Annotated in this window: 20 protein-coding genes; 17 read left to right on the forward strand and 3 right to left on the reverse strand. The window is 29.8% G+C overall.

Going from position 1 to position 20,343, the window contains the following annotated elements:
- Positions 1-87 precede the first annotated feature (87 nt).
- The 14 genes from RT714_RS05935 (at position 88) to RT714_RS06000 (ending at position 10,836) form a co-directional block, all read left to right on the forward strand.
- Positions 88-324, forward strand: coding sequence for a hypothetical protein (locus RT714_RS05935; RefSeq protein ID WP_313756664.1), 237 nt, complete (start codon positions 88-90; stop codon positions 322-324).
- Between the two features lie 56 nt (positions 325-380).
- A complete protein-coding gene (locus tag RT714_RS05940) occupies positions 381-692 on the forward strand; it encodes a hypothetical protein (protein WP_313756665.1) in 312 nt (103 codons plus the stop codon).
- A gap of 216 nt (positions 693-908) precedes the next feature.
- Entirely contained in the window at positions 909-1,178 is a 270-nt protein-coding gene (locus RT714_RS05945) for a hypothetical protein (RefSeq protein ID WP_313756666.1), read from the forward strand.
- A gap of 86 nt (positions 1,179-1,264) precedes the next feature.
- Positions 1,265-1,624, forward strand: coding sequence for a hypothetical protein (locus RT714_RS05950; protein ID WP_313756667.1), 360 nt, complete (start codon positions 1,265-1,267; stop codon positions 1,622-1,624).
- Positions 1,625-1,712: 88 nt separating this feature from the next.
- A complete protein-coding gene (locus RT714_RS05955) occupies positions 1,713-1,856 on the forward strand; it encodes a hypothetical protein (RefSeq protein ID WP_313756668.1) in 144 nt (47 codons plus the stop codon).
- 85 nt (positions 1,857-1,941) lie between these two features.
- Entirely contained in the window at positions 1,942-2,151 is a 210-nt protein-coding gene (locus RT714_RS05960) for a hypothetical protein (RefSeq protein WP_313756669.1), read from the forward strand.
- A gap of 265 nt (positions 2,152-2,416) precedes the next feature.
- The gene (locus RT714_RS05965) at positions 2,417-3,184 is read left to right on the forward strand and encodes an AAA family ATPase (RefSeq protein ID WP_313756670.1); all 768 of its coding nucleotides are present in this window, start codon (positions 2,417-2,419) and stop codon (positions 3,182-3,184) included.
- A 4-nt stretch (positions 3,185-3,188) separates the two neighbouring features.
- Positions 3,189-4,043, forward strand: coding sequence for a ParB/RepB/Spo0J family partition protein (locus RT714_RS05970; RefSeq protein ID WP_313756671.1), 855 nt, complete (start codon positions 3,189-3,191; stop codon positions 4,041-4,043).
- 79 nt (positions 4,044-4,122) lie between these two features.
- A complete protein-coding gene (locus tag RT714_RS05975) occupies positions 4,123-5,019 on the forward strand; it encodes a PhzF family phenazine biosynthesis protein (RefSeq protein ID WP_313756672.1) in 897 nt (298 codons plus the stop codon).
- Positions 5,020-5,217: 198 nt separating this feature from the next.
- The gene (locus RT714_RS05980) at positions 5,218-6,564 is read left to right on the forward strand and encodes a sodium:alanine symporter family protein (protein ID WP_313756673.1); all 1,347 of its coding nucleotides are present in this window, start codon (positions 5,218-5,220) and stop codon (positions 6,562-6,564) included.
- Between the two features lie 94 nt (positions 6,565-6,658).
- Positions 6,659-7,297, forward strand: coding sequence for a cyclodeaminase/cyclohydrolase family protein (locus RT714_RS05985; RefSeq protein ID WP_313756674.1), 639 nt, complete (start codon positions 6,659-6,661; stop codon positions 7,295-7,297).
- A gap of 106 nt (positions 7,298-7,403) precedes the next feature.
- Entirely contained in the window at positions 7,404-9,128 is a 1,725-nt protein-coding gene (gene ade / locus RT714_RS05990) for an adenine deaminase (RefSeq protein ID WP_313756675.1), read from the forward strand.
- A gap of 32 nt (positions 9,129-9,160) precedes the next feature.
- A complete protein-coding gene (locus tag RT714_RS05995; protein ID WP_313756676.1) occupies positions 9,161-10,303 on the forward strand; it encodes an aminotransferase class V-fold PLP-dependent enzyme in 1,143 nt (380 codons plus the stop codon).
- A gap of 14 nt (positions 10,304-10,317) precedes the next feature.
- The gene (locus tag RT714_RS06000) at positions 10,318-10,836 is read left to right on the forward strand and encodes a DUF4446 family protein (RefSeq protein WP_313756677.1); all 519 of its coding nucleotides are present in this window, start codon (positions 10,318-10,320) and stop codon (positions 10,834-10,836) included.
- A gap of 29 nt (positions 10,837-10,865) precedes the next feature.
- On the opposite strand, the gene yyaC is transcribed toward RT714_RS06000, so the two are convergent.
- Positions 10,866-11,459, reverse strand: a complete 594-nt coding sequence (yyaC, locus tag RT714_RS06005; RefSeq protein ID WP_313756678.1) for a spore protease YyaC — start codon at positions 11,457-11,459, stop codon at positions 10,866-10,868.
- A gap of 352 nt (positions 11,460-11,811) precedes the next feature.
- Between yyaC and RT714_RS06010 the strand changes: the two genes are divergently transcribed.
- Entirely contained in the window at positions 11,812-13,260 is a 1,449-nt protein-coding gene (locus RT714_RS06010; protein ID WP_313756679.1) for a M23 family metallopeptidase, read from the forward strand.
- Between the two features lie 90 nt (positions 13,261-13,350).
- Here RT714_RS06010 and RT714_RS06015 read toward each other — a convergent pair whose 3' ends face one another.
- Positions 13,351-14,637: a S8 family peptidase gene (locus RT714_RS06015; protein WP_313756680.1), complete on the reverse strand. Its 1,287-nt coding sequence runs from the start codon at positions 14,635-14,637 to the stop codon at positions 13,351-13,353.
- Between the two features lie 180 nt (positions 14,638-14,817).
- Positions 14,818-17,502, reverse strand: coding sequence for a calcium-transporting P-type ATPase, PMR1-type (locus RT714_RS06020; protein ID WP_313756681.1), 2,685 nt, complete (start codon positions 17,500-17,502; stop codon positions 14,818-14,820).
- A 334-nt stretch (positions 17,503-17,836) separates the two neighbouring features.
- Between RT714_RS06020 and yycF the strand changes: the two genes are divergently transcribed.
- Together yycF and RT714_RS06030 are read left to right on the forward strand one after the other, a co-directional pair.
- Complete coding sequence (yycF, locus tag RT714_RS06025) at positions 17,837-18,535, forward strand: response regulator YycF (protein WP_313756682.1); 699 nt, start codon at positions 17,837-17,839, stop codon at positions 18,533-18,535.
- A 2-nt stretch (positions 18,536-18,537) separates the two neighbouring features.
- Positions 18,538-20,337 (forward strand): ATP-binding protein, encoded by a 1,800-nt coding sequence (locus tag RT714_RS06030; protein WP_313756683.1) that lies wholly within the window; start codon positions 18,538-18,540, stop codon positions 20,335-20,337.
- The last annotated feature ends 6 nt before the right edge of the window (positions 20,338-20,343 follow it).

The following is a 20,343-nucleotide window of genomic DNA, read 5'->3' on the forward strand; positions in this document are numbered from 1 at the left end:
ATTAGTAGAAAAATTTGTAGTATTAAATTGTAAATATATAGAAAAAACCATAAGAAGTATTTTAAAATCCTATTAGGAGATGATCATATGGAAAAGGTAAGACGAACTATTGTAGGTATAGTTTCAGTTACATATTTAATATTTGTACTTATGAAAATTGATATTCCACGTAATGTTTTTATTACTCTAGCTGTGATAACACTTATTAGTCAGGCAATAGATGAATGGAATAGATATAAAGAGACAAAAAAGAAAATACATTTATTTATTCCAATTATCTTATTGTTCATTATTAGTTTTTTAGCCTTGAATTTATTGTTTTAATTGAATATTAGTATAGAAACCAGCAATATATTTTAAATTAGGAGGTTTTAATAATTATGGGTTTGTTAAATGTTGGAAGCTTGGCATTAGGTTTAATAGCTTGGATATTACCAATAATTAGCTTGGTTAAGTCTGAGAAACGTAATCATGATAATTGGGCTATTTTATCTGTTATTAGTATTAGTGCCTGTGCTATTTCGTTATGTTTTCAGATTTTCTATAACAACCATTTAGTTAAGATTGCAGATTGGTCTGCATTAATGGATACAACAGGTGCTGTAACTTTCGTTTCAGCAGTTCTTCTCACTGTTACTATCATATTAAATGCAATCACTCTGGTTATATATCGTAATAGAACTGTAAATTAGTAAGATATATGTTGACTTATACGGATATGATTGTTAATTGAATATTATTTACATAAAATACTTCAGCAGCAAGATAATGTAAAGCAAGAATACTTTATTAGGGTTTGTTATTTTTGGGGTAGATAAAATAGCAAAATATAGAAGTGGGAATAAAAGTATAGAGTCTAGTTTGATTTAGTTGTGCCTAGGATGTACTGACTATTTAATATCTAAGAATTGGATTTTTTAGTGGTAGGTACAAATTTAAGTGGAGTTTTATATGTTCTTGCTACGCTTATTATAATTATACCGATTTTAATTGTTTTAATTTCAAACAAGGAATTTTCACCATTTTTTAGTAAAATTACAATAAGTGCCTCAATTTTATGCATTGAAATAGGACTATTAATGAAAACATTTATAATAAAGAAAGAAGGTAAGTCAATAGCAAAAAATATTGGTTGTGTAATAGAGTTTTTTATTAGTATTGATTTGGAGAATACTTAAGTATAAATAAGAGTTGCTCTAATACATTAAATTAATTAATAATTTAGATGAAAGAGGCTATCCAATTGTTTTAGAAAGGAGAATTTATGAAAAACTCATTAAAGAAGCAATTGATGTTTTGTGGAGTTTCTAGTTATAATAGAAATCCAAATCGAATAAAAATAAAAAATAATGTATATGAAATAAGTAATAGATTAAGAATTAAATTAAAAATAAAAAATATTTTACTTTCTATAGGGGTCATATCATTTACTTTTTTTTATAGATATACTTTAGATAAAAAATTTGATATTTCATATCATGAAGCTACATTGGAAACATGGAAGCGAGGGTTGTTGTTGACAATTTTCTTTATGTTGTCCATAGTAATTTTATTCTTTGTTATATCTTATATTTTAATTCCAAATGATTTGACTATAGATGATATAAGACTAATTAAAGAATAGGGAATTAATAGTTTTTAAAAGCTGATGTTTAAATTCGTATATGTAAATCTATGTAAAGAAACTTAAATTCTAAGGAGGAGTTTAGATAATGGAAATTTTATCTGGAATTTTACCTACGATTTTATTTTTATTACCTATATATATTGGTATACCAGCAATAATCCTATATTTTGTAATTAAAATGGCTATAAAAAAGGCAATAAAAGAATTAAAGGATGAAAATGTATTGTAACTAAAGTGAGTTTTTATAAAATATAGAACATTTATATTTTACATCATAGTGATATATAAATGAGCAATAGGAAGGAGATAACTCTGTGGATGCCAAAGACAAGGAAATATTAGAATATAATGATAGATTTATGAAGATGGTATTAAAGTCTATTTTTATATTTTTATTGACTATGTTTGGTATAAGCTCAATTTTGGATTTAATGTTTCAATCAGATATTTCAATTATAGTAAGTTTTAGTGTTAGTATTATCTGTACAATATTTTATTGTACATTGATTATTATAGAGAAATAAGAAAGTTAAATAGAATTCATTTTTCTAAATCATCAATTGAGAATCCAAAACAATAATGTATTTAATAAATTATTTCATGAAGGGAAAACGTTACTATATAGTATAAGGTTGAGAGTTTAGTAATATATCCTTTTAGAAACAGTCTTGAATTTTATATTTTTATCATAATTCTTTAATGTTTCACGTGAAACATTAAAGAATTCTTTCAAATATTAAAATAATCTGATATCATATTAGGTAATAAAAAATATTAGGTGGTGGTTTTTTGGGTAAGATTATATCCATATTTAATCAAAAAGGTGGTGTTGGGAAGACTACAACCACCATAAATTTAAGTGCAGGATTGGGAAAGTTGGGAAAGGAAGTTCTTGTAATAGATATTGATCCTCAAGGGAATTCAACATCAGGATTGGGAGTAGATAAAAACAATGGAAATCCTATTATTTATGATGTATTAGTGAATAACGTGGATTTAAAAGATGCAATTATGAAAACTTCGGCGGAAGGTGTAAGTATAATTGGGTCAAATAATGAGCTGGCTGGTTTAGAAATAGAATTAGCAAGAGAAGGAAACTGGGAAAAAATATTAATAGGTAAGCTAGAAGATATTAAAGATAAATATGATTATATTTTCATAGATTGTCCTCCATCATTAGGTATACTTTCTGTAATAGGATTAGTTGCATCTAATAGTGTAATTATACCTATTCAATGTGAGTACTATGCATTAGAAGGTGTAAGTCAATTATTTGAAACAATAAAACTTGTAAAAAAGGGATTAAATCCTAATTTGGAAATTGAGGGGGTTGTCCTTAGTATGTTTGATGGGAGGACAAACTTATCTATACAAGTAGTAGATGAAGTAAAAAGTTTTTTTAAGGGAAAGGTTTATGTAAGTCTTATTCCTAGAAATGTTAGGTTAGCAGAAGCTCCAAGCTATGGATTGTCGATTATGGATTATGATTCTAAATCAAAGGGAGCAGAAGCATATATGGAATTGGCTGAAGAATTTCTAGAATTATCTGAGGAGTGATAATGTGAGTGTGAAAAAAAGAGGGTTGGGAAAAGGATTATCTGCTCTAATATCTGAAGAAATAATCAATGAGGATAATGATTTATCAAAAAAAACTATTGAAAATATAGATATAAATCTAATTATACCTAATAAGAACCAGCCAAGGCAAGAATTTCATCAAGAAGCACTATCAGATTTAACTAATTCCATAAAAACACATGGATTAATACAACCAATTATAGTTAGGAAGATAAAAGATAAATATGAGATAGTTGCAGGTGAAAGACGTTTTAGGGCCTCTAAGGCTGCGGGATTACATGAAATCCCTTGTATATTGAAAGATATAGATACGGAAATGTCAGCAAAAATTGCTTTAATTGAAAATTTACAAAGAGAGGATTTAAATCCTATAGAAGAAGCCTTGGCATATAAAAAGCTGATGAAAGACTATAACTTAAAACAAGAAGAACTAGCAAATGAGATAGGAAAGTCCAGATCTTATGTAGCAAATACTGTTAGACTTCTAAACTTAGAAGATAATATTATAGAGTATATATCTAAAGGAAACTTAACATCTGGACATGGAAAGGCATTACTAAGTATTAAAGATAAAAAACAACAATTATTAGCTGCTGAAAAGATAATAAATAATAATTTGAATGTCAGACAAGTAGAAGAAATAGCTAATAAAAAATCTACACCTGATAACAACGATAAAAAGATAAAAGATTCACATACAATAGAGTTAGAAGAAAGTTTAATGAGGACACTAGGAACAAAGGTTAATTTGGTACAAGGGAATAAGAAGGGTAAGATCGAAATAGAATATTATGGATATGAAGATTTGGAACGAATTATGGATATCTTGACAAAATAAATAATCATAAATTACTGAAAATTCATATTCTGTTATCATGGTATATAAAAAGTCTTATGGTTTGAAAGGGGAATTGCATATGGAAATAAATATATATCAAGTAGATGCTTTTTCTGATAAGACATTTGGAGGAAATCCAGCGGGGGTAGTTTTAGATGCAGAATATTTAACGGAAGATACAATGCAAAATATTGCTAAGGAAATGAATTTATCTGAAACAGCATTTGTAACTATAAAAGATGATAATTTATTTACAGTAAGATTTTTCACCCCAGCTTGCGAAGTAGACTTATGTGGACATGCTACAATTGCAACATTTTATACTTTAGCTAAACTTGGCTATATAAAACCTATTTACAATGGAATAAAGACAGTTTACCAGAATACAAAAATAGGAAAATTATCAGTTGATATAATATTTAGGGATGGTGAAGTAGATAAGGTTTTCATGGAACAAGCTACTCCAAAGGAGATAAAGAGTATTACGGATATGTCTTCTTTAACTAAGTCCATGAGAATAAATATAGAAGATATAGGAGTCTTGGATAATATAATATATCCAGAAATAATTTCTACTGGACTTCCAGATGTTATATTACCTATAAATAAAAAGGAAGTATTAGATAAATTAGATATTGATATGAAAGAATTAGAGAATGTTTCCCAGCAATTAGATATAACAGGTGTCCATGCATTTTACTTGCCAAAGATAGATTCAAAATTTGTATATACTAGAAATTTTGCTCCTTTAGTTGGAATTGATGAAGAAGCGGCAACTGGGACATCAAATGGGGCATTAATCTATTTTTTAAAAAAGAATAATCTAATTAAAGATAATAGAATAATATCTTATCAGGGAGAATCTATGAATAGACCTAGTACAATACATTGTCAAATTGAGGAGGATATGGAAAGGTCTATAATTAAAGTCGGAGGAAATGCTAAAATAGTTATAAAAGGTACTATATTTATATGATATGTAAAATCAGCCAAAAATTGGTTGATTTTTTTATTTAAAGTTAGAATTATTTGTATAAGAGATAGGCAATATAGAGTAATAAGGTATACTAATTGTAAAAAAATTAACGAAATAAGTTTACAAAGTTATAAAATAATGATATATTAAAATGTGTGTCATAAAAATTTATTATACTTAATGAAGGAGGAAGGTTCAATGCAATCATTTGTTAATGCAGTAAACAGTTTTTTGTGGGATAAGTTCCTAATATATGCTTTGTTACTTACAGGAATTTATTATACTTTTAGACTAGGAGTCCCACAAATTAGTAAAGTAGGACCAGGGTTTAAACAGGCCTTTGGTGGAATCTTTAAAAAAGATAAAAAGGCTGATGCAGATGGAATGACATCTTTTCAAGCTTTAGCTACTGCAGTAGCAGCACAGGTAGGTACAGGGAATTTAGCAGGTGTCGCAACAGCAATAGCAGCTGGAGGTCCAGGAGCTATTTTCTGGATGTGGATATCTGCAATACTTGGTATGGCTACAAACTTTGGTGAAGCAGTACTTGCACAAAAATATGTTGATAGATCTGGCGATGAGGTTACTGGAGGTCCTGCATATTATTTATCTAGAGGTGTAAAAAGCAAATTTTTAGCAGGATTTTTTGCTGTTACTATAATAATAGCATTAGGATTTGTTGGTAATATGGTTCAATCAAACTCAATAGCAACAGCTGTTAATTCAGCATTTGGAATTAATAAAGTTGTTATAGGAGTTATAACTGCTATATTTGCTGCTCTTATATTAATAGGTGGAATGAGTAGAATTGCTAGTTTTGCAGAATTAGTAGTGCCAATTATGGCGTTATTATATATTATAGGTAGTTTTGTAATAGTATTTAAAAATCCTTCTGCAATAGGACCTGCTTTTAAAAGCATATTTGCAGGGGCATTTACGACTCAAGCAGCAGTAGGCGGAGCTTTAGGTGTTACAATGAAACAAGCAGCAAGATATGGTATTGCAAGGGGATTATTCTCTAATGAGGCAGGTATGGGTTCAACACCACATGCCCATGCTGTTGCAAAAGTAGACCATCCAGCACAACAAGGTATGGTTGCTATGGTTGGAGTTATTATAGATACAATGATAGTATGTACATTTACAGCACTTATAAATATAGTTACAGGAGCTAATACTTTAGGTCTTACAGGTATAGAAATGACTCAAAAGGCATTTGAAATAGGTCTTGGCAACTTTGGAGCAAACTTTATAGCAATTAGTTTATTTTTCTTTGCATTTACTACTATAATAGGATGGTATTTCTTTGGAGAAGCAAATATTAAATATTTATTTGGTGCTAAAGCTGTAAATATTTATAGAATAGCAGTACTTGGTTTTATTATTTTAGGTTCATTCCTAAAGGTTGAAGTAGTATGGGATATGGCAGATATGTTTAATGGTTTGATGGTTATTCCTAACTTAATAGGTCTTTTAGTATTAGCCCCTCAGGCGGCGGCCATATTAAAGGATTATGATACTACTTTTATTAAACAACAAAGATAGTTTGACAATAAATTAAAGACTATTAAAAGGGAACATTAGATGTTCCCTTTTTTTATAATGTATAGTAAAATACAAATAGGAGGTGTATGTATAAATGTTTATAAATAAAAGCCTAAAGGAATACATAGCTGCTACAGCTAGTGGAGAACCAACTCCGGGAGGTGGAAGTGTTGCTGCTTTAGTAGGGAGTCTTGGAGGAGCCTTAACTAATATGGTTAATAATTTAACAGTTGGTAAAAAAGCATATGAGGAGCTTTCAGATGAGATTAAATCAAAGATAGCTAATAATTCAAAAGAAGTTGAAAAACTTATTGAAGATTTGACTGGTATTGTAGATGAAGATACAAAAGCCTTCGATAAGGTAATGGAAGCTTTTAAACTTCCAAAGGAAACTGATGAAGAAAAGATGGCAAGGACAAAGGCAATTCAAGAAGGATATAAAGTAGCTTTAGAGGTTCCTTTGAGATGTGCAGAGAAATGCTTAAGGATATTAGAATTACAAGATGTTTTTGCTAATTATGGAAATGTTAATGCTATTACAGATGTTGGAGTAGGTACATTATTAGCTTATTCAGGTCTAGAAGGTGCATTATTTAATGTAACAATTAATTTAGGTAGTATAAAAGATGAAGAATTTAAGAAAGAAGTTTCAGCCAAGGTAGATAGTATTTTAAAAGAAGGAAAATCATTAAAAGAGGAATTGCTAAATATAGTATATAAAAGATTAGGATAAGAGAAGGAAAACCTTCTCTTTCTCTTTATTTACTCATAAGAATATTGTATTATAATATTAGTATCAATAAAATAATCTTCATTATTAAAAACTTGGGGGGAATAGCATGTTTAAGGAACAACTTAAGAGTCTCATAATTAAGGCAAAGGGTATGAAAGATTCACAGTTAGTACTAAAAAATGCAAATATAATAAATGTTTTTACTGGTGAGATAATAGAAGGAGATGTAGCCATTGATAAGGGCAGAATAGTGGGAATAGGAGAATATCATGGTGAAAAAGAAATAGACTTAAAGGGCAAATATTTATCTCCTGGATTTATAGATAGCCATGTTCATATAGAATCTTCTATGTCATCTCCATCACAATTTGCTAAGGTAATATTACCTAGGGGTGTAACTACAATAATAGCCGACCCACATGAAATTGCGAATGTTAAAGGTATAGAAGGTATACGATATATAATTGATGATAGTAAAAATACTCCGTTAGATGTTCGCATAATGCTGCCAAGTTGTGTACCGGCAACTGATTTTGAGAATTCGGGCTCCATATTAGAGGCAGAGGATTTAAATGAATTATCAGATGAAGAAACTATAATTGGTCTAGGGGAAATGATGAATTACCCTGGAGTTATATCTGCAAATGATAAAATATTAGATAAGTTAACTTTATTTAAAGATAAAGTAGTAGATGGTCATGGACCTATGATTAAAGAAAAGGACTTAAATGCTTATATTGTTGCAGGAATAAAGACAGAACATGAATGTTCTACAGTGGAAGAAGTAATAGATCGTATTAGGCTTGGTATGTATGTTCTCATCAGAGAAGGTTCAGCAGCAAAGGATTTAAGAAATATAATTAAGGCAGTAAATAAAGATAATTTGAGACGATTCTTATTTTGTACTGATGATAGGCATCCTGAGGATTTAATTAATGAGGGTAGTATAGATTTTAATATTAAATTGGCAATAAGTCTTGGAATTGATCCAGTAGATGCCATTAGGATGGCTACCTTAAATCCATCAGAATGTTATGGATTAAAAGGAAAAGGAGCCATAGCACCAGGATATATAGCAGATTTAGTTGTAATAGATAATTTGGATGATTTTAATATAGTAAAGGTATTTAAGAATGGTAATCTAGTGGCTGAAGATAATAAAGCTTTATTTGATTCTAAGATTTATTTACCGGAAAGTCTGACTAAATCCGTAAAAATAAAAGATGTAAAAATAGAAGACATTCAAATTCCTATGAAAACTAATAAAGCCAATATAATAGGTGTAATTGAAGGTAGTTTAGTTACTGAAAAGATAGTAAAGGAAGTAAGTGTAGATAATGGATACTTTAAATTTTCCAATGAGGATATTTTGAAAATGGTAGTAATTGAAAGACACTTTGCTACTGGAAATATTGGTGTTGGACTGATTGAAAATTTTAAATTAAAAGATGGAGCTATAGGCTCAACAATTGGTCATGATTCGCATAATATGATAGTTGTAGGAGATAATGATGAGGATATTTTAGCCACAATAAAAGAATTAAAAAATATTGGTGGAGGACTTACAATTGTATCTGAAGGACAAGTAATAAAATCTTTGCCTTTAGAAATCGGTGGTATAATGACATCGAGTCCAATTCAAGAAACCAATGCTATTCTAAAAGAAATGATAAAATTATCTCATGAAAGATTGAATATAAACAAAAGCATAGATCCTTTTATGACATTAGCATTTATGGCATTGCCTGTAATACCTAAACTAAAACTTACAGATATGGGATTGTTTGATGTAGAGAAATTTGATTTTATTAAAGTTTGTAATGAAGATTAATGTAAACTAAATTTTAAAATAGGAGTGATTTCATGGTATATTTTGATAATGCTGCAACATCTTATCCAAAACCAAAGATAGTATACGATACTATAATGGAAGCTATGGTAGAATATGGGGCTAATCCTGGGAGGTCAGGTCACAAAAAAGCATTAGAAGCTAGTAGGGGAATATTTGATACAAGGACTCAAATTAGTAAATTATTTAACATAAAAAATCCTATGAATGTAATATTTACTTTTAATTGTACAGAAAGCTTAAATACAGCTATAAAGGGAATGTTAAAGCCAGGAGATCATGTAATTACAACATCTATGGAGCATAACTCTGTTTTGAGACCTATTACTTTTTTGAGTAAATTGGGAGTTGAAAATACAATAGTACAGGGGGATTCTAGGGGAAGGATAAACCCAAAAGATATTGAAGCTAGTATTAAACCAAAAACTAAAATGATTGTAACTACTCATATTTCCAATCTAACAGGAAGTATAATGGATATAGAAACTATTGGAAAAATTGCAAGGAAACATGGTATAGTATATTTGGTAGATGGGGCTCAGTCTGCTGGAGTATATAATATAGATGTTGAGAAAATGAATATAGATCTACTTGCTTTTCCAGGTCATAAAGGATTGTTAGGACCTCAAGGTACTGGTGGGCTTTATATTAGAGATGGTATAGAATTGGACGAGATTTTTCAAGGAGGTACTGGTAGTATTTCTCATTCACTAGAGCAGCCAGATGTAATTCCAGATAAATTTGAATCTGGTACGCCAAATGCACCTGGTATAATAGGACTTGGTTCTGGTATTAAATATATATTTGAAAAGGGAATAAATAATATTAGAAAAAAAGAAGAAGAACTTACAAAACATTTTATTGAAGAATCACAAAAAATAGATGGAGTTATACTATACGGACCATTAGAGATTGGCTATCATGCACCAGTTGTTGCCCTAAATATAAAAGATGCAGATTCATCTGAAATAAGTTATATTTTAGATTCCAAATATGATATTGCAGTAAGACCAGGATTGCATTGTGCCCCATTAGCACATAAAACTATAGGAACCTTTGAGCAAGGTGTAGTTAGATTTAGTTTTGGATATGAAAATACACATGAAGAAATAGAGTTTGCTATTAAAGCATTAAGAGAGATGGCAAAGGAAGTATAGAGAGGGGAAATTATATGGTTCAGCTAAGAGAACTTGTGGCATTATACAGTATAGAAATTATGATAGGACTTATTGCAGCATTATTTACATTAGTATTATTATATCTAATAGCTGAAATAAGAATATCTAGGGTAAAAGATAAATATGATGAGCTTGTTAGAGGGGTTAAAGGTGTAAATATAGAAGAACTTCTAATAAAGACTAATGAAGAACTTAAAGATATTCGTTTAGATATGAATACTATAGATCAGAAAATAGAAAGTATTGAAACGAAGTTAGCCTTTGCTATACAAAAAGTTGGATTTGTAAGATATAATGCCTTTGGTGATATGGGTTCTGATTTAAGCTTTTCCATTGCATTACTGGATAAGTTTCAAAATGGTTTTGTACTTACTAGTATTTATGGTAGGGAGCATACAACTAGTTATGCAAAACCAATTAAATTTGGTAAGTCTATTTATCCCTTATCTGTAGAAGAAATACAAGCCATAGATAGGGCAATAATAGGTGAATATAAAGAAAAAATTATCTAAATGTAATATATTAGAAAGGTAGCTATAAGCTACCTTTCTAATATATACAGTTGATTTTTTTCACTATATAATCTAGAAAGAGATAAATAAATACTTTTAGATATGATATCTGCCATATTCATTACTAAAGATAGCCTAGTATTTTGTAGTACCATAAATTCCATCATTCCACTAACATTTACAATTCCAGTAATAGCTATATTACCAACTGAAGGTAAAACCTTGTTTACACCTGAGCCAGGTTTTAAAGGTGAATTTTTAATTGATAAATAACCTATACGGTCATATTTACCAAGCGAAGAATCTATGGCGAGAATAAAAGGATTATCATAGTCATGATTTATTTTATCAATTGTTTCCTGAAGGTTTTGAGCGTGTATAGGGTTTTCTAAATTACCTATTAGATTTACATCTTTATAGTTTTTAATAATGGGTTTTAGCTTATGTCCAACTAGCGGACCAAGAGAATCACCTGTAGATCTATCTGTTCCAATACAAAGTATAATTAAATCTTCATTCTTAGTATGCTCTTCAGATAAATATTTGAAGACTAGATTCGAAAATTTAGATAAAGCAAAAGGTGAAGATGAATCTATATAGTTACTTTTATTAAATATATTCATTACTTCCTCCTATTCCTTAATATTTTTATATATTCACTCTAATTAAATATATAAAGGTATTAAAAGTATTGCCTTAAAATTAATATAAATACTTTCATTATAATAATAAAAACAAATATTAAAAATTTTTAATAATTTTAATTGTATTTTTATAAATTAAAAATCAATGAAGAAATATGTTGAAATTTCTATTATTCTGGCAAATGTATAAATTATAGGAAATAGAATATAATAAGGTTAATTAGACATGCCATAATGTTGAAAAAAAATTAATCTATGATATAATTGTTACAGAATGATTACAATCATATTACAATCGTGATTTAAATAATTTATATTAGGAGGTAACGGGATGGAAAAACCCAATTTAAGGGTAGAATTACGAAACTTACGAAATCGAGCAAATAAGATTGTTGACTATTGTAGAAATATCGAATTTAAAAATATAAATTTTAAAAATATAAATATGAAAATGGCATTAACAAAGTTGATGATTATATCAATAATAGCATTAAGTATTATGGGGTATAAAATTAATCAAATTAGAATGAAGGCCTTTGATGTATATCTTGGCAATGATAAAATTGGTACTGTAAGACAACAGGAAGAAATTACAGAAATTCTTAATGTTTTGGAAACAGAATTAGCAAATACATATGAGATTGATGTAGTATTAGATAAAGGCATTAGGTTTGAGGAAGTAAAAGCAAAGGATGACGTAATAACATCTAATCAGGAATTGAAAAAAGAAATTAAATCAAAGATGAGTTTCTTAGTATATGGCTATGTATTAAAGGTTAATGATGTGGAAATAGGCGCATTGAAGACTAAAACAGAGATTGAAAATGTAATTAATAGGATAAAAGAGCCATATGAAAGTGAAGTTGGGGAAGACACAAATATAAAAGAAATAAAAATGATTGAAAATGTGGAAATAGTTAAAAAAGAAATGCCTTTATATAAGATTGGTAATTCTGAAGAACTATATAATCATTTGCTAACAGGTTCAGAAGATATAAAAACTCATATAGTAGAAGTAGGAGAAAGTTTTTGGACCATAGCAAAAATATATAATTTATCAGTGGATGATTTAATAAATGCTAACCCGGATAAAAAACCTGAGAAAATACAGATAGGTGATGAAGTAAAATTAGTAGTATCAAAACCTGTTCTTACAGTATCTACTATGTCAGAAGTAGAATATACAGAGAAGATAAAGTATGAAACAGAAATTGAATACAATGACAAGATGTATAAGAATGAGAAAAAGACTAAGGTAGCTGGTGTTGATGGAGAAAGAAAAATAGTAGCAAATGAAGTAAAACATAATGGTATTGTAGTAGAAAAAGAGATTTTAAAAGAAGATATAGTTCAAAATCCTGTTAATGAGATAATAGTTAAAGGAACAAAAGAAGTACCAAGAACTGTTGCAACAGGAGCATTTGCAATGCCTACTAGAGGAAGTATATCTTCCAGATATGGGATGAGAAACGGAAGAATGCATAGGGGTCTTGATATTGCAGCAAAAACAGGTACAGCCATAAAAGCAGCTGATGGTGGTAAAGTAGTATATGTCGGCTATAGAGGTGCTTTTGGTAATTTAGTTGAAATTGATCATGGAAATGGATTTAGAACTAGATATGCTCATTGTAGTAAGATACTAGTAAAGACAGGAGATAAGGTTTATAAAGGCCAGCATATAGCTAATGTTGGGAATACGGGAAGATCTACAGGTTCACATCTTCATTTTGAAGTTTTAAAGAATGGAAAAAATTATAATCCAAGTAGTTACTTAAAATAGAGGAAGCATTAGCTTCCTCTATTAGTTTTAGAATAGCAAATTAAAAAATAAAAATATTGTTAAGATATATAAAATGGTAAAGGCTTATATTTATATTCTAGAATCAAGTAAAAAAATTATAATTAAAATCATAAGCAATGTTTCAAATAATTCTCCTCCAAATTCATTAGATTTTAGAGGACTATTATTTAATTTGGTTTTTTTATCGTCTTTAAATAAGATTTTTAAATTTAACATACCTGCTCCTTGATTTATTTTTGCTTCGTTTAAGTCTATACAAGAAGAGGTAATTCTATTCTTTATTTCTTGTGGTGAAAGATCCCCATGCTTATTTAATAAAAGTGCAACAGAACCTGAAACTAAGGGTGTAGCCATAGATGTACCACTTAATGATGAGTAATTATCTAGTTTAATATTAGACAAAGATCTAATATTTACTCCAGGAGCTACTATATCGGGTTTCATTAAACCTTCTATAGTCGGTCCTCTGCTGGAGAAAGGAGCAATGGTATCGTCAGATGGATCTATTGTCCTTTTATCATCAACAGCTCCAACTGTTATGGCATTTTTATTAATTCCTGGTGAAAGGATTGTTCCTTCCTTAGGTCCGCTATTTCCTGCTGCAGTAATAACTATTAATCCAGATTTTATAGCCATATCTACAGCCTTACATAAAGGATCTCTATCACAGGTATTATTTGCAGGAGTACCTAAAGAAAGATTTATTATTTTTGTATTAAACCTATCTTTTGTTTCAACTATATAGGATATAGCAGCAATAATATCTGAAATATTTCCACTACCATTTTCATCTAATGCTTTAACTCCTAGTATGTTGGCCTTAGGAGCTATTCCCATATATTTTCCATTGGAAGAAAATCCATTACCAGCAATAATTCCAGCTACGTGTGTACCGTGGCCATTATCATCATAAGGATCTTCTCTATTATTAACTATATCTCTAAACCCAATTATTCTATTGTAAGGTTTTGTTAAATCATAGTGGGGAGCTACACCTGTATCAATTACAGCTACTGTAATACCATTGCCTTCATAACCCTTATCATGTGGGAAATATGCATCCATAGTTGGGTTTGCAATATCTAATAGAGTATATATTTTTGAGTCAAAGCTAATATAGTCTATTTCAGGATTAGATACAATTCGATAGATGGTTTCTGTAGACATAAGTCCAGCAAAACCATCTATTAAGGGTAGCTCAGATTTAATTTTATTAGATAAACTATTTATATTTTTTTTAAGATTTGAACCACTATTATTAAATTGTATGATTACAGGAACATCTTCAATTGATTGCGACATTATTTTTGCACTTAGAATAGGGCAAAGCTTTGTATTTATTATTTTCTTCACCATTACCACCTTCCTTGGTCTATTCTATGCTATAAAAAAATAAAATGTTCCAAAAAGTAAAAAAAGCCCCAGGGCTTTTTTTATAACGAATAGAAAAGTTCTACTTTAATGTTTTATAAAAAGATAACTTTCCGAAAATGATTTTTAAGAAAAGCTATTTTTAATGCTTTGTAGAAGTTTTTCTTATTTTTTAATAAAAAGTTTACTTATTTCTCCAATTATTAAAGGAATAAAGGCATATTCTAAAATTGCAGCCCAATCCTTTATTCCAAGAGCAAAGGTATAAAATATTGGTTGCATAAATGGTATATATAGAACTCCTAGTAATAAAATAAATGAGAATAGGGTTCCATATACTAAAGTTCTATTTGTAAAAAATCCTATTTTAAACAATGTATATTTTTGTGATCTACTAGAATAAGCTCTTAATAATTCTGCTGTTATTAGAGATGTAAAAGCTATTGTTCTTGCTTTATCTATATTATCTGCATAGGTAGTAAGTCCCCATCTATAAGCAAGTAAAGCTGCCACTCCTACTGCTAAACTTTGGAGTAATATTCCTAACAGCATATTTTTTGTTAGAATAGGCTCATTAGGATTTCTAGGAGGAGTATCCATAATATCAGGATCACCTTTTTCAACTCCTAAGGCCAAAGCAGGAAAACTATCTGTAACTAAATTTAACCACAATAATTGAATTGCTAGTAAAGGTACTGGTAGATTTAATAATATGCTAGTAAACACTAGAAATATTTCACCTATGTTGCAAGATAATAAGAAGAAAACAAATTTTTTAATATTACTATATATTATTCTACCTTCTTCTACTGCAGATACAATAGATGCAAAATTATCATCAGTTAAAATTAATTCTGCTGTATTTTTAGCTACATCTGTACCAGTAATACCCATAGATACACCAATATCAGCTCTTTTTAAAGCCAGTGCATCATTTACACCATCACCAGTCATAGCTGTTATTTCACCATTAGCTTTTAATGCACTTACTATCCTTACTTTATGTTCTGGTGAAACTCTAGCATAAACCTTTATATCTTTAACCACTTCTCTTAATTCTTCATCTGAAATTTTATTTAATTCTTCTCCCATCATAGCTTCATCTATGGACTCTGCCATTCCAAGTTCTTTTGCTATGGCAAATGCAGTTTCTTTGTAATCTCCTGTTATCATAACAGTCTTTATACCTGCTTCCTTGCATTTTGCTATAGCATCCTTTGCTTCTGGCCTTGCAGGGTCTATCATACCAACTAATCCTATAAAGGTCATATCTACTTCGTTAGAATCAGGAGAGATGGTATTAGGTAAGGTATTATACTCTTTATAAGCGAAGGCTAATACTCTTAAAGCATCCTTTGAGAAAATGCTATTTACTTTTAATACTTCCTTTTTTAAAGTATCATCAAAATCTAAGATTTTACCATCCATGCTAATACGAGTACATCTATTGATAATTATATCTGGAGCTCCCTTAGTAAAGGAAACGATTTTACTAGGTATATAATCTTTATGGAATGTAGTCATCATTTTTCTATCGGAATCAAAGGGAATTTCCTCTATTCTAGGGAACTCCTTATTTATAGATTGTTTATTGATATTACCTTTACCAGCTAGTGTAATTAGAGCCCCTTCTGTAGGATCACCAATAACTTTATATCCATCAGATGTCTTCTCTAAATTAGCATCATTAGCTAATGCAGATATTGAAAGAAGAGTTTGAAAATCACCTATATCTTCTACCTTTATATTATCTTCTTTCATTTTAAACTCCCCTACTGGTTCGTATCCTCCCCCAGTTACATCTATTATCTTTCCATCTGTAAAAACTTTGACTACGGTCATTTCATTTTGAGTTAGAGTACCTGTCTTATCAGAACAAATAATTGTAGTAGAACCTAAAGTTTCAACTGCTAAAAGTTTTTTAACTATTGCATTTCTTTTAACCATTCGGTTCATTCCAATGGCTAAAACAATGGTTACAATAGCCGGTAAGCCTTCTGGAATAGCAGCTACTGCTAAGCTTATGGCTACCATGAACATTTCTAAAACTTCTCTACCTTGAAGTAGCCCTATACCGAAAACAGCGATACAAATAACTATAGTAGTAATCCCTAGAACTTTGCCAAGTTGATTTAATTGTTTCTGTAGGGGAGTTACCTCATCTTCGAAGGATTGAATCATTGTGGCTATATTACCTATTTCAGTATCATGACCAGTACCCACAACTACACCTTTTCCTCTTCCATAGGTAACAGCAGTGCTCATATAAGCCATATTTTTTCTATCACCTAATGATACTTCTTCTTCAAAAAATACATTACTATCTTTTTCTACAGGTACTGATTCGCCAGTCAATGAAGCTTCTTCAATTTTTAAATTGGAACTTTCTATAAGCCTCAAGTCAGCAGGTATGATGTCTCCAGCATCTAAGACTACAATATCTCCGGGGACTAAAGAACTAGCAGGAGATATTTCAGTATTACCATCCCTAATAACCTTAGCATTAGGTGAGGACATTTTCTTAAGTGCATCTAAGGCTTTTTCAGCTCTTCCTTCTTGATATATGCCTAGAAATGCATTTACCATGACTATAGCTATTATAACTACAGCATCTTTTGATTCACCAACAGCAAAAGAGATAATTGCAGCACCTATTAAAATTAGAATAAGAAAGTCTGAAAACTGTGCTACAATTTTAGAAAAGAAACTTTTTTTATCTTCTTCTTTTAAATCATTAGAACCATACTTCTCTAACCTAAGGTTTACTTCATTTTTTGTAAGACCAGAATTAAGGTTAGTATTTAATTCTGATAATATTTCCTCCTTACTTTTACTATACCATTCCTTCAAAAATATCCCCTTCCTTCCAAATCTTATAAATAGTATACCACCTAAGAGTAAAATAAAACAAAAAGACCTTTGGTTAAATTATTTAATTTAACCAAAGGTCTTGCTTCCTAAGAATGCTAGGTAGTTAACCGGGAAAATCCGTATTGACGATTAACTATTTTTAAGCTACTCCCCTTCGAATGGTATTATTATATATTAAAGTAATGATAAATACAAGATAAATAATTGTAAATCGTAGCCAAAATATAATAAATATTTGACAATAAATATTCTTTGTTAGATAATCTAATTATATAAGAATAATTATGTAAATAATTAATTGGAGTGATTCAATATGGATAACAAAATATTGGTGATTGATGATGAAAAGGCCATAGCAGATATAATAAAATTCAATCTAGAAAAGGAAGGGTACAGTGTAGAAACAGCCTATGATGGTGAAGAAGGAGTGCACGCTGTTAATAAATTTATTCCAGATTTAGTTATTTTAGATATTATGATGCCCAAAAAAGATGGATTTCAAGTTTTAAGAGAAATTAGAGTCAAATATAAGTTTCCAGTTATAATGCTTACGGCAAAAGAGGAAGAAGTAGATAAGGTATTAGGTTTAGAGCTTGGTGCTGATGATTATATTACAAAACCCTTTAGCATGAGAGAATTAATTGCAAGAGTAAAAGCCAATCTAAGAAGGGTTGATTTTTCTAATACTTCTAATTCAAATAATGTAAATGATATGATCACTTCAGATGGTTTAATAATAGATTTAAATAAATATGAAGTTAGGAAAGGTGAAAATATTATAGATCTCACTCTTAGGGAATATGAATTACTTAAATTCTTAGCCTCTAGTGCTAACCAAGTATTTTCAAGAGAACAATTGCTAGAAGAAGTATGGGGATATGAGTATTATGGAGATATTAGAACTGTAGACGTTACAGTTAGAAGATTGAGAGAAAAAATAGAGGATAATAGTGGAGATTTTAAATATATTTTGACTAAAAGAGGTGTAGGCTATTACTTCAGGAGGGCTTAACTATGTTTGCTAGTATAAAATGGAGGTTTATTGTAGTTTATTTTTTACTAGTATTTATTGCAATGGTTATAGTTGGTATATTTATTATTGGAAGGCTAGAAACCCAGCAGATAGCAAATATTACTAGTTCTATGGAACAGAATATACAAACTATAATAGAATCGTCTTCATATTTAGCAGAAGATGATTGGCTTAGTGTGCAATCAGAAATACAACAGACATTAAGTGAGTGGAGATTAGGCAGCAATGAAATATTATATGTAATATATGATGAAGAATTACCTACTATAATAGCTTCATCATCAAAGGAATATAAGGAGGTAGTTGGGAAAAATGCATTGTATTCTAAACTTGATCCAACATTAATAGTAGAAGCTTATTATAGAGGAGAAAAAAAGGCAAGTCAAGTTACAAGAGAAAATAAAGAGAACCATATAGCTTATCCAGTTCTAACGGGGGTAGGTAAGGTCAAGGGAGTAATATATATGGTATCTGATTTACAGAATGTATATGTAACGGTCAATGAATCAAAAAAGATACTTACAAATGCAACTGTTATGGCTCTTTTAATTACAGTGTTTCTAGGCTATTTAATAGCTTCAAGTATTACAGAGCCTATCAGGGATGTAACGAATAAAGCAGAAGAAATGGCAATGGGGAATTTTGACCAATTTGTTGAGGTGAAGTCAGACGATGAAATCGGTCAATTAGCTAGTATGTTTAACCATCTAACATTAAAATTAAAAGATACAATACAGGAAATGGATTTAGAAAGATCTAAATTAGATACGATTTTTAACTATATGGCAGAAGGGGTTATAGCAGTAGATATTAATGGAAATATAATACACGCAAACCCTATTGCTATGGATATATTAGAATCAACTCAAGGAAAAATTTTAGAATCTGGAAGTACTTTTAGAGAGATAATTTCTTTAAAACTTATAAACCTCGAGGGGATTAATTATGATGATGAAGCAACTCTAGACGGAGCTAGAACTTTGGAGATAGATAGTCATGTATATAAGGTTAAATACGCTCCCTTTAAAAATGAAAAGAACAATATTGGTGGACTTATAATAGTGTTTCAAGATATGACAAATGAGCATAAACTAGATAATATGAGGAAAGAATTTGTAGCCAATGTATCCCATGAGTTAAAGACGCCTATTACAACTATAAAAAGTTATACAGAAACATTGATGGAAGATACAGTTAATGACGAGATGGGAAAGAAGTTTTTGTCTGTAATTGATGATGAATGTGATAGGATGACAAGACTTGTAAGGGATTTATTACAGCTTTCAAATTTAGACTATAAAAAAACCACTTGGAAAAAACAAGAGGTTTCAGTGAATGAGCTTTTAAAGGAAATACTATTGAAATTAGAATTTTCTTTCAAAGAAAAGAAACACAAGGTTATTGTAGATATGGAAGAGGATTTACCAGATATTGTAATAGATAAAGATGGCATAGAGCAGGTTATACTAAATATAGTTTCCAATGCTATAAAATATACAGAAGATAATGGAGAGATAAAAATTATTTCAAGAGGTTTAGATAAATTTATAAGTATAGAGATAAAAGATAATGGCATAGGTATCCCCAGAGAAGATCAGAATAGAATATTTGAAAGATTTTATAGGGTAGAAAAAGGAAGAAGTAGAGAGTCTGGAGGCACTGGACTTGGTCTTTCCATTGCAAAGCAAATAATAGAAGCTCATGGTGGTGAAATTCTACTTGAAAGTGATTTTAATGAGGGAACTGCCGTAGAAATAAGAATACCATTTAATAAAGTGTAATTCAAT

Origin of the sequence: Tissierella sp. (assembly GCF_032104385.1) — a bacterium.
GTDB lineage: Bacteria > Bacillota > Clostridia > Tissierellales > Tissierellaceae > Tissierella.